Origin of the sequence: Streptomyces sp. NPDC001231, assembly GCF_042896885.1 — a bacterium.
Taxonomy (GTDB): Bacteria; Actinomycetota; Actinomycetes; order Streptomycetales; family Streptomycetaceae; genus Streptomyces.
Map to the genome: position 1 here is coordinate 297,203 of NZ_JBIAXS010000002.1, position 15,349 is coordinate 312,551.

At 73.5% G+C, this 15,349-nt stretch carries 11 protein-coding genes and 1 riboswitch; of the genes, 2 read left to right on the top strand and 9 right to left on the bottom strand.

Annotated features, from left to right (window positions below):
• Positions 1 to 24: 24 nt before the first annotated feature.
• The 9 genes from cobI to ACFY3J_RS04155 all read right to left on the bottom strand — a co-directional run bounded on the left by cobI (position 25) and on the right by ACFY3J_RS04155 (position 12,783).
• A complete protein-coding gene (gene cobI / locus ACFY3J_RS04115; protein ID WP_384182785.1) occupies positions 25 to 774 on the bottom strand; it encodes a precorrin-2 C(20)-methyltransferase in 750 nt (249 codons plus the stop codon).
• Entirely contained in the window at positions 771 to 2,156 is a 1,386-nt protein-coding gene (locus ACFY3J_RS04120; RefSeq protein ID WP_384182783.1) for a cobyrinate a,c-diamide synthase, read from the bottom strand. Before ACFY3J_RS04120 ends, cobI begins: the two co-directional genes overlap by 4 nt.
• Entirely contained in the window at positions 2,150 to 2,749 is a 600-nt protein-coding gene (cobO, locus tag ACFY3J_RS04125) for a cob(I)yrinic acid a,c-diamide adenosyltransferase (protein ID WP_365430231.1), read from the bottom strand. Before cobO ends, ACFY3J_RS04120 begins: the two co-directional genes overlap by 7 nt.
• Positions 2,749 to 4,758, bottom strand: a complete 2,010-nt coding sequence (locus ACFY3J_RS04130; RefSeq protein ID WP_384182779.1) for a putative cobaltochelatase — start codon at positions 4,756 to 4,758, stop codon at positions 2,749 to 2,751. Before ACFY3J_RS04130 ends, cobO begins: the two co-directional genes overlap by 1 nt.
• The gene (gene cobN / locus ACFY3J_RS04135) at positions 4,755 to 8,408 is read right to left on the bottom strand and encodes a cobaltochelatase subunit CobN (RefSeq protein ID WP_390840170.1); all 3,654 of its coding nucleotides are present in this window, start codon (positions 8,406 to 8,408) and stop codon (positions 4,755 to 4,757) included. Before cobN ends, ACFY3J_RS04130 begins: the two co-directional genes overlap by 4 nt.
• Positions 8,405 to 9,913 (bottom strand): cobyric acid synthase, encoded by a 1,509-nt coding sequence (locus ACFY3J_RS04140; RefSeq protein ID WP_390840171.1) that lies wholly within the window; start codon positions 9,911 to 9,913, stop codon positions 8,405 to 8,407. Before ACFY3J_RS04140 ends, cobN begins: the two co-directional genes overlap by 4 nt.
• Positions 9,910 to 10,851, bottom strand: a complete 942-nt coding sequence (locus ACFY3J_RS04145; RefSeq protein ID WP_384182770.1) for a cobalamin biosynthesis protein — start codon at positions 10,849 to 10,851, stop codon at positions 9,910 to 9,912. Before ACFY3J_RS04145 ends, ACFY3J_RS04140 begins: the two co-directional genes overlap by 4 nt.
• 99 nt (positions 10,852 to 10,950) lie before the next feature.
• Positions 10,951 to 11,088, bottom strand: a riboswitch (cobalamin riboswitch).
• A 174-nt stretch (positions 11,089 to 11,262) separates the two neighbouring features.
• The gene (locus ACFY3J_RS04150) at positions 11,263 to 11,487 is read right to left on the bottom strand and encodes a hypothetical protein (protein WP_384182767.1); all 225 of its coding nucleotides are present in this window, start codon (positions 11,485 to 11,487) and stop codon (positions 11,263 to 11,265) included.
• A gap of 33 nt (positions 11,488 to 11,520) precedes the next feature.
• Positions 11,521 to 12,783: an inorganic phosphate transporter gene (locus tag ACFY3J_RS04155; RefSeq protein ID WP_384182764.1), complete on the bottom strand. Its 1,263-nt coding sequence runs from the start codon at positions 12,781 to 12,783 to the stop codon at positions 11,521 to 11,523.
• A gap of 160 nt (positions 12,784 to 12,943) precedes the next feature.
• Here ACFY3J_RS04155 and ACFY3J_RS04160 point away from each other — a divergent pair, with 160 nt between their 5' ends.
• Positions 12,944 to 13,645 carry a class II aldolase/adducin family protein gene (locus ACFY3J_RS04160; protein WP_390840173.1) on the top strand — a complete coding sequence of 234 codons (702 nt, stop codon included), beginning with the start codon at positions 12,944 to 12,946 and terminating at the stop codon, positions 13,643 to 13,645.
• A 268-nt stretch (positions 13,646 to 13,913) separates the two neighbouring features.
• A complete protein-coding gene (locus tag ACFY3J_RS04165; protein WP_390840174.1) occupies positions 13,914 to 15,044 on the top strand; it encodes an alpha/beta hydrolase in 1,131 nt (376 codons plus the stop codon).
• Positions 15,045 to 15,349: the final 305 nt, after the last annotated feature.

Below are 15,349 nucleotides of genomic sequence, written 5' to 3' on the forward strand. Positions count from 1 at the left end.
GGTCCCCCCGCGCGCGGGCACGGATCACAGCTTGCCGCCCCGCCCGCCCTCGCGCCGCGCGGGCGCGATGAGCGTCGACAGGTACGGCAGCGGAGCGCCGTCCAGCCCCGACGCCGGCCGGATCGACTCCTCCGGCAGCCCCAGCGCCGACCCCCACACCGCGTCGTCGATCCGCCCGCTGTCCCGCAGCGCCTCGGCCACCTCCCGCGCCTGCCGCCCGAACTTGTACGCCACGACGGTCCCGGGGCCGCTCAGCGCCTCCTTGAGCACGGCGGCCCCCGCGGTGACCGGCACCAGGGTCAGCGGCTCGGTGCCCTCGGTCAGCACGGCTCCCGAACGCGCCGCCAGATCCTGCATCGCGGTGATCCCGGGCACGGTCTCCACCACGGTTCCCGGCACCAGGGCGGCGACGGTCTGCGCGAGATACGTGAAGGTCGAATAGACGTTGGGATCGCCGATGGTGGCGAAGGCGACCGTGCCGCGGGCCTGGAGCAGCCCGGCGACCCGCTCCCCGGCCGCGTCCCACGCGGCCTCCCGCCGAGCCCGGTCCGACCGCTCGTTCAGCGCGAACACCACCCGGACGACCTTCTCCGCGGGCACGTAGTGCAGCACGGTCGCCTCGGCACGCCCCCTCTCCCCGCCGTCCGTTCCGTCGGACGCGCCCATGACGGGCACCACGACGACGTCCGCGGCACGCAGGGCGTTGACGCCCTTGACGGTCACCAGCTCCGGATCGCCGGGCCCCACCCCGACTCCGATCAGCCTGCTGCTCATGACGTCCGGCACCTCTCGACGAACCGACGGGCGACACCGGGCGCGGCGGCCCAGTGCGTGTGCAGATAACTCGCGTGCACGTTCTGCTGTACGAAGCCTTCGACCCGCCGCTCGGGGACGCGCACACCCCAGGCGGGGGCCGCCGCCCCCGTCCCCGAGCCGGGCTCGACGACGGTCCGGTGGAACTCGTGCCCCCGCATCCGCTCCCCGGCCCCGGCGAGCACGCTGTCGCTCACGGCCACGGCGTCCCGGTAGCCGAGCGTGAGCCGCCCGGTCATCCGCGCCGAGGCGTCCAGCACCCCGCACATGGGCTGCCCGTCCAGCTCCCGGCACAGATACAGCAGCCCGGCACACTCGGCGGCGACGGGAGCACCGCCGAGCGCGAACTCGGCGACGGCCCCGCGCAACGACTCGTTGGCGGACAGCTCAGCCGCGTACACCTCGGGAAACCCGCCCCCGACGACCAGCCCGCGGGTCCCCTCGGGCAGTCGCTCGTCCCGCAGCGGGTCGAACGGCACGACCTCGGCCCCGGCGGCACTCAGCAACTCGGCGTGCTCCGCGTAGGAGAAGGTGAAGGCGGATCCACCGGCGACGGCGACTCTCGGCCTCTCCGGGGAGGACCCCCCGCCGGAGGAGAGCAGGACCTCGGCCGCGTCCCAGGCCGCACACGACAACGCCCCCGCGCTGTGTGCCAGCGCGACCAACGCCTCCAGATCGCACCCGTCGGAAACCTGCGCCGCCATCGCCGCCACCGCGTCCACGGCCGCCGCCCGCCGCTCGGCGACCGGCACCAGGCCGAGATGACGAGAGGGCGTGTCGACCTGCTCGACCCGCCGGAGAACTCCCAGCACGGGCACCCCGACCGAGTCCAGCGCCTCGCGCAGCAGCGCCTCGTGCCGGTCGGAGGCCACCTTGTTGAGGATCACGCCCCCGATCCGTACCTCCGGATCCCACGTCAGGAACCCGTGCACCAGCGCCGCCACCGACCGGGACTGCGACGACGCGTCGACGACCAGCACCACCGGAGCCCGCAACAGCTTCGCCACCTGCGCGGTGGACGCCAGTTCACCCTCTCCGGCGGCCCCGTCGTACAGTCCCATCACCCCCTCGACGACGGCGACGTCACACCCGCGCGCCCCGTGCAGGAACAGCGGCCCGATCAGCTCCGGCCCGCACAGGTACGCGTCCAGGTTCCGCCCCGCACGCCCGGTGGCGAGCGTGTGATACCCGGGATCGATGTAGTCCGGGCCGACCTTGTGCGGGGACACCGAAAGGCCCCGCCGGGTCAGCGCGGCCATCAGCCCCGTGGCGACGGTGGTCTTGCCGCTGCCCGACGAGGGCGCGGCGACGACCAGCCGGGGCACGGACAGGGACGTCACCACTCGATGCCCCTCTGCCCCTTCTGCCCGGCGTCCATCGGATGCTTGACCTTGGACATGTCGGTGACGAGGTCGGCGAAGTCCACCAGTTCCTCGGGCGCGTTCCGCCCGGTGATCACCACATGCTGGGTCCCGGGCCGGTTCCGCAGCACCTCCACGACCTCGTCGGTGCCGATCCAGCCCCAGTGCATCGGATACGCGAACTCGTCGAGCACGTACAGCCGGTACGTCTCGGCGGCCAGGTCCCGCTTGACCTGCTCCCAGCCCTCACGCGCCTTCTGCTCGTTGTCCATCTGAGCGTCCCGCTGCACCCAGGACCAGCCCTCGCCCATCTTGTGCCACGCGACGGACCCGCCCTCGCCCGAGTCGCCGAGCACCCGCAGCGCGCGCTCCTCGCCGACCCGCCACTTCGCCGACTTGACGAACTGGAACACCCCGATCGGCCAGCCCTGGTTCCAGGCGCGCAGCGCCAGCCCGAAGGCGGCGGTGGACTTGCCCTTGCCGACCCCGGTGTGCACGACGACCAGCGGACGGTTGCGTCGCTGACGGGTCGTCAGCCCATCCTCCGGTACGACGCTCGGCTGCCCCTGAGGCATTACGCGGCCCTCCTCGAAGTCCCCTGCACGTCCCTGACAAGACCGGCGATGCTGTCCGCCCGCAGCTCGTCCAACGTCACCGCCGTACCGCCCAGTTCACCCGCGAGCTGCCCGGCGAGCCCCAGCCGCACCGGCCCCGACTCGCAGTCCACGACCACCGACGCGACCCCCTCGGCCGCGAACAGCCGCGCCGCACGCCCGGCCAGGGCCACCGGCTCCGGACCACCGGTGGCCCGCCCGTCGGTCACCACCACGACCAGCGCCCGCCGCGCGGGATCACGCAGCCGCTCGACCCGCAGCACTTCATGTGCCTTGAGCAGCCCGGCGGCGAGCGGAGTCCGCCCACCGGTCGGCAGCGACTCCAGGCGGGCCGCGGCGGCGTCGACGGACGAGGTCGGCGGCAGCGCGATCTGCGCGTCCTTGCCGCGGAAGGTCACCAGCCCCACCTTGTCCCGCCGCTGGTAGGCGTCGAGCAGCAGGGACAGCACGGCCCCCTTCACGGCGCTCATCCGCTGCCGCGCGGCCATCGAGCCGGAGGCGTCGACGACGAACAGCACGAGGTTCCCCTCACGCCCCTCGCGGGCCGCCTGCCGCAGATCGTCCCGGCGGACCACCAGTCCCGGCCCGGACCGCCCACGCGCCCGCTGGTGCGGGGCGGCGGCCTGCACGGTGGCCGCCAAGTGCAGCTTGGTCAGGGCACCTCGGGGCCGCCGCGCCCCGATCGTGCGCCCGTGCTCGGTCCGCGCCCGCGAACGCCGCCCGGCGGCGCCCTCGCCGAGGCCGGGCACACTCAGCACCTTGGTACGGAACGGCTCGGAGGCGCGCACGGCGGACTGCTCACCGGCGCCGGCACCGGAGGGCCTCGGCTCGCCGCTGTCGCCGGCCTCGGGCTGCGCGGCCGAGCCGCCGTCCTGCGGGCCGCCGTCGTCGGGCGCCGGCTGCCCGCCGCCACCGCCGGGGCCGCCGTCCGGATCGGGGTCGGGGTCGTCCTCCTCCGGGCCCGCGAACTCCTGAAGGGTCTCGTCGAGCTTGTCCTCGTCGAGTCCCGGCGCGTCGAAGGGGTTGCGCCGCCGCCGGTGGGGGAGGGCAAGCAGCGCGGCCTGCCGTACGTCCTCGGCGAGCACATCGGTCCGCCCGGCCCAGGCGGCCAGCGCGGTGGCGGTCCGGGCCATGACGATGTCGGCCCGCATCCCGTCCACCTCGAAGGCGGCACAGGTCGCCGCGATCTGCCGCAGCGCGCCGTCGCCCAGCCGGACCTGCGGCAGCAGCTCCCGTGCGGCCACGATCCGCGCCCGTACGGCGGCCTCCTCGTCGGCCCACCGGGCGGCGAAGGCGGCGGGATCGTCGTCGTGGGCGAGCCGCCTGCGCACGACCTCCACCCGCTGGTCGGGCTCCCGCGAGGCCGCGACCTCGACGGTGAGCCCGAACCGGTCGAGGAGCTGCGGCCGCAGCTCGCCCTCCTCCGGGTTCATGGTCCCGACGAGCAGGAAGCGCGCCGCATGCCGTACGGAGACGCCCTCGCGCTCCACGTAGGAGGCGCCCATGGCGGCGGCGTCCAGCAGGAGGTCCACGAGGTGGTCGTGCAGAAGGTTGACCTCGTCGACGTAGAGGATCCCGCGGTGCGCGTCGGCGAGCAGGCCGGGCTCGAACGCCTTCACGCCCTCGGCCAGCGCCCGCTCGATGTCGAGCGCACCCACGAGCCGGTCCTCCGAGGCGCCGACGGGGAGTTCGACCATCCGGGCGGGCCGCGCCGTACCGGATCCCGGCTCGTGCGGCCCGTCCGGGCAGGCGGGGTCGGGCGAGCCGGGGGCACAGGAGAAACGGCACCCGGGGACGACGTCCACCTGGGGCAGCAGCGCCGAAAGAGCACGCACGGCGGTGCTCTTGGCGGTGCCCTTCTCGCCGCGCACGAGAACGCCGCCCACCTGCGGCGACACCGCATTCAGCAGCAGAGCCAACCGCAGGTCGTCCTGTCCGACGACAGCCGTGAACGGAAACGGGGTGGTCACTTGTCCTCGCCCTCCAAGTCGCCCTCCAGCTCCAGGTAGGTGGCCCGCAGCCGTTCCAGCGTGTCCGCCTCAGGCTCCGCCCACAGTCCGCGGTCGGCCGCCTCCAGCAGCCGCTCGGTGATGCCCCGCAGCGCCCACGGGTTGGACTTCTTCATGAAGTCCCTGTTCTCGGCGTCGAAGACGTACTCGGCGCTGAGCTTCTCGTACATCCAGTCGTCCACCACGCCCGCCGTGGCGTCGTAGCCGAACAGGTAGTCCACGGTCGCCGCCATCTCGAAGGCGCCCTTGTAGCCGTGCCTTCTCATCGCGCTCATCCAGCGGGGGTTGACCACCCGAGCGCGGAAGACCCGGTGCGTCTCCTCGCCCAGCGTGCGGGTCTTCACCTGGTCCGGTACGGCGGAGTCCCCGACGTACGCCTCGGGGCTCGCCCCCGTCAGATGCCGCACCATGGCGACCATGCCGCCGTGGTACTGGAAGTAGTCGTCCGCGTCGACCAGGTCGTGCTCTCTGGTGTCGACGTTCTTCGCCGCCACCGCGATCCGCCGGAAGGCCGTCTCCATGTCCCCGCGTGCCGCCCGCCCGTCGAGGCCGCGTCCGTAGGCGTAGCCGCCCCACACCGCGTACACCTCGGCGAGGTCCGCGTCCGAGCGCCAGTTGCGCGCGTCGATCAGCGGCAGCAGACCCGCGCCGTACGCGCCCGGCTTGGAGCCGAAGATACGGGCCGTGGCGCGGCGCCGGTCGCCGTGCTCGGCGGTGTCCTCGTCGGCGTGGGCCTTCACGAAGTTCCGCTCGGCGGGCTCGTCCAGCTCCGCCACCGCCCGTACCGCGTCGTCGATCAGCCCGACGACGTGCGGGAACGCGTCCCGGAAGAAGCCCGAGATGCGGACCGTCACGTCGATGCGCGGCCGGCTCAGCTCCGCCAGGGAGACCACCTCGAAGCCGGTCACCCGGCGGGAGGCGTCGTCCCACACCGGGCGGCAGCCCAGCAGCGCCAGGATCTCGGCGATGTCGTCGCCCTGGGTGCGCATCGCGGACGTGCCCCAGACCGTCAGGCCGACCGACTTCGGGTACGCGCCCGTGTCCTGGAGATAGCGGGCCACCAGCGAGTCCGCGAGGGACTGGCCGACCTCCCAACTCAGCCGCGACGGGATCGCCTTGGGGTCGACCGAGTAGAAGTTGCGCCCGGTCGGCAGCACGTTGACCAGGCCCCGGGTCGGCGAGCCGGACGGGCCCGCGGGGACGTAACCGCCGTTCAGCGCCCGCAGGATGTGCCCGATCTCGTCCGTCGTACGGGCGAGCCGCGGCACGACCTCGGTGCAGGCGAACTCCAGCACGGCCGTCGCGTCCGGGAGTTCGCTGCCCAGTACGTCCCGGACGAGCGCCGGACCCGCGTCGGCCGCCCAGCCGCGCTCCTCCATGCCCTCGGCGATCCGCCGGCACAGCTGCTCCAGCAGGTCGATGGCGTCCGCCGCCGTGCGCGCCGGACCCTCGACCAGGTCCGTCAGCTCCACCGGCACCTTCACCGGAGCGCCCGGCTCGGCCAGCAAGTCCTTCTCCACCAGACCGAAGTGCTCCGCGAGACAGGCCCGCAGCCCCGGGAGCGCGTTCGCCTGCCCGCCCCACACCTGCGAGGCGCGCAGCACGGCCAGCACCAGGTTCACGCGCGGCTCACCGACCGGGCCGCCGCCGAGGATGTGCAGGCCGTCCCTGATCTGAACGTCCTTGATCTCACACAGATAGCCGTCGATGTGCATGACGAACTCGTCGAACGCGTCGTCGTCCGGCTGCTCGTCCACCCGCAGGTCGTGGTGCAGCTCGGCGGCCTTGACCAGGGTCCAGATCTGGGCCCGCACGGCGGGGGCCTTCGCCGGGTCCAGATCGGAGACGAGCGCGTACTCGTCGAGGAGCTGCTCCAGTTTGGCCAGGTCGCCGTACGTGTCCGCGCGCGCCATCGGCGGGACGAGGTGGTCGACGACCGTGGCGTGCCCGCGCCGCTTGGCCTGGGTGCCCTCGCCGGGGTCGTTGACGATGAAGGGGTAGATCAGCGGGAGATCGCCGAGGACCGCGTCCGGGGCGCACCCCCCGCTCAGTCCCAGGCCCTTGCCCGGCAGCCACTCCATCGTGCCGTGCTTGCCCATGTGCACGATCGCGTCGGCGCCGAACGAGTGCTCCAGCCATCGGTAGGCCGCCATGTAGTGGTGGGACGGCGGCATGTCGGGGTCGTGGTAGATCGCGATCGGGTTCTCCCCGAAGCCGCGCGGCGGCTGGATCATCACCACGACGTTCCCGAACTGGAGGGAGGCGAGGACGATGTCGTCGCCGTCGACGTACAGGCTGCCCGGCGGTTCGCCCCACGCCTCCGTCATCGCGTCCCGCAGCTCCGGGTCCAGCCGGTCGAACCACGCCCGGTAGTCGGCCAGCGGCACACGTGCGGGGGCGGCGGCCAGCTGGTCCTCCGTCAGCCACTCCACGTCGTGACCGCCGGCCTCGATGAGGCGGTGGATGAGCTCGTCGCCGTTGTCGGGGTAGCCCTCGACCGCGTACCCCGCCTCCCGCAGCGCGTCGAGGACCCGTACCGCCGACGCAGGGGTGTCGAGTCCCACCGCGTTGCCGACCCGTGAGTGCTTGGTCGGGTACGCCGTGAAGACGAGCGCGATCCGCTTCTCCGCGTTGGCCTTGTGCTTCAACCGCGCGTGCCGTACGGCGATCCCGGCGACCCGGGCGGCCCGCTCCGGGTCGGCCGCGTACACCGGCACGTCGTCCGGGCCCTGCTCCTTGAAGGAGAACGGGACGGTGATCAGCCGCCCGTCGAACTCCGGAATGGCGACCTGCATGGCCGCGTCCATGGGGGACAGCGCGGCGTCGGACTCGTCCCAGGCTGCGCGCGAGGAGGTCAGGCAGAGCCCTTGCAGCACGGGGATGTTCAGGTCCGCGAGCGCCCCGATGTCCCAGGCCTCCTCGTCCCCGCCCGCCGAGGCCTGCGAGGCGTGCGTGCCGCCGGCCGCTAGGACGGTGGCGACCAGGGCGTCGGCGCGCCCGAGGATCTCGTACAGCCCGGCGTCCGCGCCGCGCAGCGAACCGCAGTAGACCGGAAGGGCGTTGGCCCCGTGCGCCTCGATCGCGTCGCACAGGGTGTCGACGAACGCGCTGTTGCCGCTCAGTTCGTGGGCGCGGTAGAAGAGCACGCCGACGGTCGGGCGGCCGGCCACCAGGGCACGTTCGCCGTGGACGCCGTACTCCGGCATCCGCCGCGGCTCCTCGAAGCCCTCGCCGGTCAGCAGCACCGTGTCGGAGAGGAACCGGGCGAGTTCCGCCAGGTTCTCCGGGCCGCCCTCGACGAGGTACTTCAGCGCCTCCGCCACGACTCCGGCCGGCACCGACGACTCCGCCATCAACTCGGCGTCCGGTACGGCCTCTCCGCCCAGCAGCACGGTCGGAACGCCGGAGGACTTCAGCGCGGCGAGCCCGTCCTCCCAGGCGCGCTTGCCGCCGAGCAGCCGTACGACGGCGATGTCCGCGCCGTCCAGCAGCCCCGGAAGCTCGTCGTCGACGTCCACGCGGGTCGGGTTGCCGATCCGGTAGGAGGCGGCCGAGGCTCGGGCGGCGAGCAGATCGGTGTCGGCGGTCGACAACAACAACACTGTGCTCATGCGGGCGCTCCCGGTGGAATGAAAGGCAGTCCTTGCGGCGCGCCCGACTCGATGAGCCGCCAGAGCGCGTCCGTGTCCGCGTGCTGTTCGATCAGGTCGCCGAGCCGGTCGAGCTGCTCCTCGCGCAGCGCGGCGAACGAGGTGTCGGGCGCCGGCACGAAACGGCGTCCGGCGGCAGTGGCCACCTCGCGCAGGAACGCGCGCCGGAAGCCGTCCGACTCCAGTGAGCCGTGCCAGTGCGTGCCCCAGACGGCCCCGACCCGGCAGCCGTCCAGGAAGGCCTCCCCGCCGGTGACTTCGGCGACCCCGTGATGGATCTCGTATCCCTCGACCCGCTCGCCGAGGGCTTCGCCCCGTGGCCGGGTGAGGGTCTTCTCGCGGGCGAACCTGACCCGTACGGGCAGCAGGCCCAGCCCGTCGACGTGTCCGCACCGGCTCTCCACGTCGTCCTCGATGTGCTCGCCGAGGAGCTGGAAGCCGCCGCAGATGCCCAGCACCGGCCGCCCCTGGGCGGCCCTGCTCGCCAGGGCCCGCGCGAGCCCCCGCTCCCGCAGCCATTCCAGCGCCCTGACCGTGCCGCGTGTGCCGGGCACGACGACGAGGTCGGCGTCGGTCAGTTCCTCGGGCCGGTCCACGAACCGCACGACGACGCCCGGTTCGGCGGCGAGCGCGTCCACGTCGGTGAAGTTGGACATCAGCGGCACGGCGCAGACGGCGACCCGCAGCACGTCCTCCCCGACCGGCGGCGCCACGGTGGACTCCCGCACCGCGCCGCGCAGCGACACCCTCAGTCCGTCCTCCTCGTCGATGCCGAGCCCGTGCCGGAACGGCAGCACGCCGTACGTACGCCGGCCGGTGAGCCCGTGCAGCATGTCGAGCCCGGGTTCGAGCAGCGAGACGTCCCCGCGGAACTTGTTGACGAGGAACCCGGCGACGAGTTCCTGGTCCTGCGGCGACAGCAGTGCGAGCGTGCCGAAGAAGGAGGCGAAGACGCCGCCGCGGTCGATGTCGCCGACGACGAGCACGGGCAGCCGCGCGCCGCGCGCGATCCCCATGTTGACGATGTCGGTCCGGCGCAGGTTGATCTCCGCCGGGCTGCCCGCACCCTCGCAGATCACCGCGTCGTACGTGCCGCGCAACTCGGCGAGGCAGTCCAGCACGGTGCCGAGGAGCTTCTGCTGCCGCCCGCCGTGGTAGCCGCGCGCGCTCAACTCGCCCACCGGCCTGCCCAGCAGCACGACCTGGCTGCTCTGCTCGCCGCCCGGCTTGAGCAGCACCGGGTTCATCAGCGCGGTCGGCTCGACCCGGCACGCCTGGGCCTGCATGGCCTGCGCCCGCCCGATCTCGGCGCCCTCCCGGGTGACGAACGAGTTGAGGGACATGTTCTGCGCCTTGAAGGGAGCGACCTTCACACCCTGGCGCACCAGCCACCGGCAGATCCCGGCGGTGACGACGCTCTTCCCGGCGTCGGAGGTGGTGCCGGCGACGAGCAGACCGCCACTCATGACGTCCGTCCTCTCTTCAGCAGCCGTACGCCCGCGCACACGCCGAGCGCGAGCCAGCCCACGCGGCGGGAGAGCCGTACCGCGCGCTCGATGTCACCCGGATGGACGGCACGTCCGGCGTTGTTGAGCACCGGGCGGTGCTCCACGCGCCCGGCGTACGAGAGCGTGCCGCCCAGCCGTACCCCGAGCGCCCCCGCGAACGCGGCTTCCACCGGACCGGCGTTGGGGCTCGGGTGCCGGCCGGCGTCGGCGCGCCAGGCCCGTACGGCACCGCGCGGGTCGTCGCCCGCGACGGCCGCCAGGGCGGCGGTGAGCCGCGCCCCCGGCCATCCGGCGAGGTCGTCGAGCCGGGCCGAGGCCCAGCCGTAGCGGCGGTACCGGGGGGACTTGTGCCCGACCATGGCGTCCAGGGTGTTGACCGCACGGAAGCCGAGGAGGCCCGGCACACCGGCGGCGGCGCCCCACACCAGCGCGCCCACCACCGCGTCGGAGGTGTTCTCGGCGACGGACTCGACGACGGCCCGGGCGATCCCGTCGGCGCCCAGCGCCCGCGGATCGCGCCCACACAGATGCGGCAGCCGCGCCCGGGCGCCCTCGACGTCCCCGGCGTCCAGCGCGCGCCCGATCTCCCGCGCCTCACGGGCGAGGGAGGTCCCGCCGACGACGGCCCAGGTGGCGGCGGCGGTCAGCGCGACGGAGGCGGTACGGGAGGAACGCGCGACGGACGCGGCCAGCGCGGCCGAGCCCAGGACACCGCCCACGCACACGGCGGTGTGCAGGGCGCCCCAGCCGCGGTGGTCCCGCCACAGCGCGCGTTCCACGGCACCCGCGGCCCGTCCGAACACGGCGACGGGGTGCCCGCGGCGTGGATCGCCGAGGAGCAGGTCACCGAGGAGGCCGGCGGCGGCGCCGTACGCGAAGTCGCGATCGGCACCCATCGGGTCAGCCGGTCGTGCGGTCGGTCGGACAGACGGTGGTGAACCTCGGTCGGCAGCCGCGCATGGCGATATGTGTCCTCACTCAGGGTGTCCACGCCCTGGTTCGACGAGACCGGCGGCGAGAGTTCCTGGCTCCCGGGGAAGTTCTTCCCCGGTCACAGTGGCGGGACCGCGCCGGATTCGCACCGGACTTCCTCTCCTGCCGCCGTACTTGGCTCCGGCAGTCCACCACGCACCGCGAACACCCGTCAACCTGCCGTTGACCTGCGCAGGGGTACTGAGATGAGGCACACACCGCGGGCGCCGGGAACCAGAAGACCCGCCCTTCCCGGGCCGCCGTGGGGACGGTCCGGGAAGAGCGGGTGACGTGAGGGGCGGGACCCGGACCCGGTTGCCCGGGTCCCGGCCGGGTCAGGCCACGATCAGGTAGATCCCGTAGGCCACGGCGGCGGCGCACGCGGCGAAGCAGGCGTAGGCGCCGGTGACCGCGAGGGCCCCGCCGCCGTGGCCCTCGGCGACGGCCCGCTCGCGGCGGGAGAGACCGGCGATGCCGAGGGTGAACAGGGCCACGAGGCCCACCGTGACGCCGAGGCTGACGCCGAAGACGGAGCCGAGGGCCACCCAGTCGATCTTCATGGTGCTTCTCTTCCTTCTACCTGTGGCGCGGGCTCAGACGGCGGCGGCCGGCGGGGTCGCCACGGACGCGGGATCACCGGCGGGCGCGGAGGCCTGGGCGGGGATCGTGGCCTTGAGCTCCTCGGTCACCGGGGAGGCCGGGGGCGGGGTGACGGCGGCGATGGCCTGGGTGACCACGCCGGCCGGCTCCTCGGTCTCGTTGACGTTGGTGTGGTCGACGACCTCGCGGCGGGAGATCTTCCAGATCGCGGCGCTGGAGGCCACCAGGAACGCGGCGACGAGCCAGGTGCCCCAGTCGCCGAGGCGCGTCACCGCCTCCGCGCCGGCCGCGACCAGGGCCGCGGCGGGCAGTGTGAGGGCCCAGGCGACGGCCATGCGGCTCGCGGTGGACCAGCGGACCACGCCGCCCTTGCGGCCCAGGCCCGCGCCCATCACCGAACCGGAGACGACGTGCGTGGTGGAGAGGGAGAAGCCGAGGTGGGAGGAGGCCAGGATGGCGGTGGCCGCGCTGGTCTGGGCGGCGAAGCCCTGCTGCGGCTGAAGGTCGGTCAGGCCCTTGCCCATGGTGCGGATGATGCGCCAGCCGCCGATGTAGGTGCCGAGCGCGATGGCCAGGCCCGCCGAGAGGATGACCCAGGTGGGAGGGTTGGAGCCGGGGGCGAGGGCGCCGCCGGCGATCAGGGCGAGGGTGATGACGCCCATCGTCTTCTGCGCGTCGTTGGTGCCGTGGGCCAGCGAGACCAGGCCCGCGGAGGCGATCTGCCCGGCGCGGTGGCCCTTCTCGGCCGCCTTGCCGTTCGAATTCGACTTACTGCCGATGCCGTACGACAGCCGGGTCGAGACCAGCGCGGCGAGACCCGCGACGACCGGGGCGGCGACCGCCGGGATGAGGACCTTGGTGAGCAGGACACCGCCGTGCACGGCGGTGAAGCCGGCCGAGGCGATGGTGGCGCCGATCAGACCGCCCATGAGGGCGTGCGAGGAGCTGGAGGGGAGTCCGACCAGCCAGGTCAGCAGGTTCCAGAGGATCGCGCCCACCAGGGCGGCGAAGATGACTTCGGGACGGATGCCGTTCTCGTCGACGAGACCCTTGGAGATCGTGTTGGCGACTTCCACGGACAGGAAGGCGCCCACCAGGTTCAGCACGGCGGACATGGCCACCGCGACCTTGGGCTTGAGCGCACCGGTGGAGATGGTTGTGGCCATCGCGTTTGCGGTGTCGTGGAAACCGTTCGTGAAATCGAACGCGAGTGCGGTGATCACCACCATCGCGAGGATCAGCGAGAAGCTTTCCATTTACCCAGGCAATCGTTCGAGCGTCATTGGCGCGTTGAACGTAGGTAACCTGGGTGAACGGAAGATGAACTGAGTCGGTCATCGCGGTGTCCGTTCCCGTCCCGTGGTCCGGTGGGGAGAGTGCGGTCGCCCGCGGGAGGTGTCCTGGCAGGATCGGCACATGACCGAACTCGGAGAGACGGCCCACGCCTGGCGGGCGCTGGTCGCGACGGCCCGCCGCACGGTGTCCGACGGTCTGGTCGTCGGCACCTCCGGCAACGTGTCCGTACGCGTGGGCGACACCGTGCTGGTCACCCCCTCCGGCGTCCCCTACGACCGGCTCACGGACGACGACGTCACCGGCGTCGGCCTGGACGGCCGGCAGGTGCTCGGCACACTGGTGCCGACCAGCGAACTGCCCATGCACCTCGCGGTCTACCGCAGCACCGACGCGGGCGCCGTCGTCCACACCCACGCCGTGCACGCGACGGCCGTCTCGGCCCTCGTCACCGAGCTCCCGCTGATCCACTACATGGCCGGCGCGCTCGGCGGGCCCGTCCGCGTGGCCCCGTACGCCACGTACGGCACCGAGGAACTGGCCGGGAACATGCTGCGAGCCCTCGACGGCCGCACCGGCTGCCTGCTGCGCAACCACGGCACCGTCACCTACGGCACCACCCTCGACCAGGCCTACGACCGTACGGCCCAGCTGGAGTGGATGTGCCGTGTGTGGCTGGCGGCGTCCAGCGTCCCCGGCCTGACACCGGCTCTGCTGACGCCGGAGCAACTGGCCCAGGCGGGGGAGCGGCTGCGGGCGTACGGACAGCCGGGGACGGGGACGGGGACGGGGACGGGGTCAGGGCAGGGGCCGGGGCAGGGGTAGAGGCGGGAGCCGGGGCAGGGAACCGGGAACGGCGAGGGACGGTAGCCCCATGTGCGGGCGGCGCCGGAGGCGGGCGCGCGGACGGTGATCGGCGGCGGCCCGGCCGTGGTGGCCGACTCGCCGTCCCACCAGGAAGTCCGCTCGTGCTCGGAGCCCGTGTGCGGGCGGCGCCGGCATGAACGCCGCTCTCCATGGAACTCGCGCGGACATGTCACCCCGCCCCTTCGTCCCACTGGCCGGTGACCGGGTGCGCCAGGACACTGGAGCCGTGCCCACAGTCAAAGCGACGGCCGCGGCCGTCACCGCAGCCCTGGTGGCCGGCGCGGCGGCGAGCGTCGCCGCGGGCCGGCTCGCCAGCGACGCCGCGCTCAAGGCGCTCCCGGGCCGACCCCTGCCCACCGAACCCCGGCTCAGTGTGCACGGCACGGCCGCCGGCCAGATCAGCCTCACCCGGGACCTGGCCTCCCTGCGCCCGGGCACCTACGGCCTGGCCGGCAACGGCTCCCACGCGGTGGTCGGCCCCGTCCTGCCCACCGCCCCGCACCGGCCCGACACCGTCGTACGCCGGCTGGAGCGCGTCACCCACGGTGCCCTGCACCGCGGCGACAAGGTGTGGCTCACCCCGAACCTGCACGTCGGCAACCCGCGCTCCGCCCTCGGCATCGAGCACGCCGAAGTCGACGTACCGGGCGAACTCGGCCCCCTGCCCGCGTGGTTCGTGCCCGGGGTGCGCGAGACCTGGGTGATCGCGGTGCACGGCCTGGGCGCCACCCGCGAACTCCCCATGAACATCATGGGGTTCCTGCACCGCCGGCACTTCCCGGTGCTGGCCCTCGCCTACCGCGGCGACCTCGGCGCGCCCCGTCCGCCGGACGGCCTGAACCACCTCGGCGAGACCGAGTGGCGGGACCTGGACGCGGCGATCCGCTACGCCGTGCGGTACGGCGCCGAGCGGATCGTCCTGCACGGCTGGTCGACCGGCGCCACGATGGCGCTGCGCGCCGCCACCCGCTCGGCGGTGCGCGAGCGGATCTCCGGACTGGTGCTGGACTCCCCGGTGCTCAACTGGGAGGTGACGCTGCGGGCCCTGGCCCGGGCGCGGCACACCCCGGGCCCGCTGCTGCCGCTCGCGGTGCGCGCCGCGCAGGGGCGCACCGGCCTGTACGGCGACCGCCAGGCCGAGGCGACGGACCCGGAGGGGCTCACGGTACCGACGCTGATCTTCCACGGCCCGGGCGACCAGGTGGCCCCCTGGCAGCTCTCCCGCCGCCTCGCCGAACGCCGTCCCAACCTGGTCGCGCTGCATACGGTGCCGAACGCTCCGCACGGCGCGATGTGGAACGCCGACCCCGAGGGGTACGAGGAAGACCTGCGGCGCTTCCTGACGCCGCTGATGTGAGGCGCGGGCACGGTTCCGTTTCGCCCCGTGTCACCTGCCTCGGGGCCGGCGTCCGCAGAGGTCTTCGGACTCCTTTCGGAACCGGCCGAAACGGTGCCCGGCCGGGGTCCTCTTTGCCCTCCCTTGGCCTTCTCCATCGCCTGCTGTGACATTCCGTTTGGGTTTTCGGACCGTCAACCGGAAGACTGCACCCGTGACGTCCCGTATCCCGCGCGACTCCAGGCTTCGCATCGTCCGCCCACGACCCCTGGCCGCCGCCCCCACAGCCGTGAACCAGCGGCATACGCGCCGCCCCGCCCCGCGCC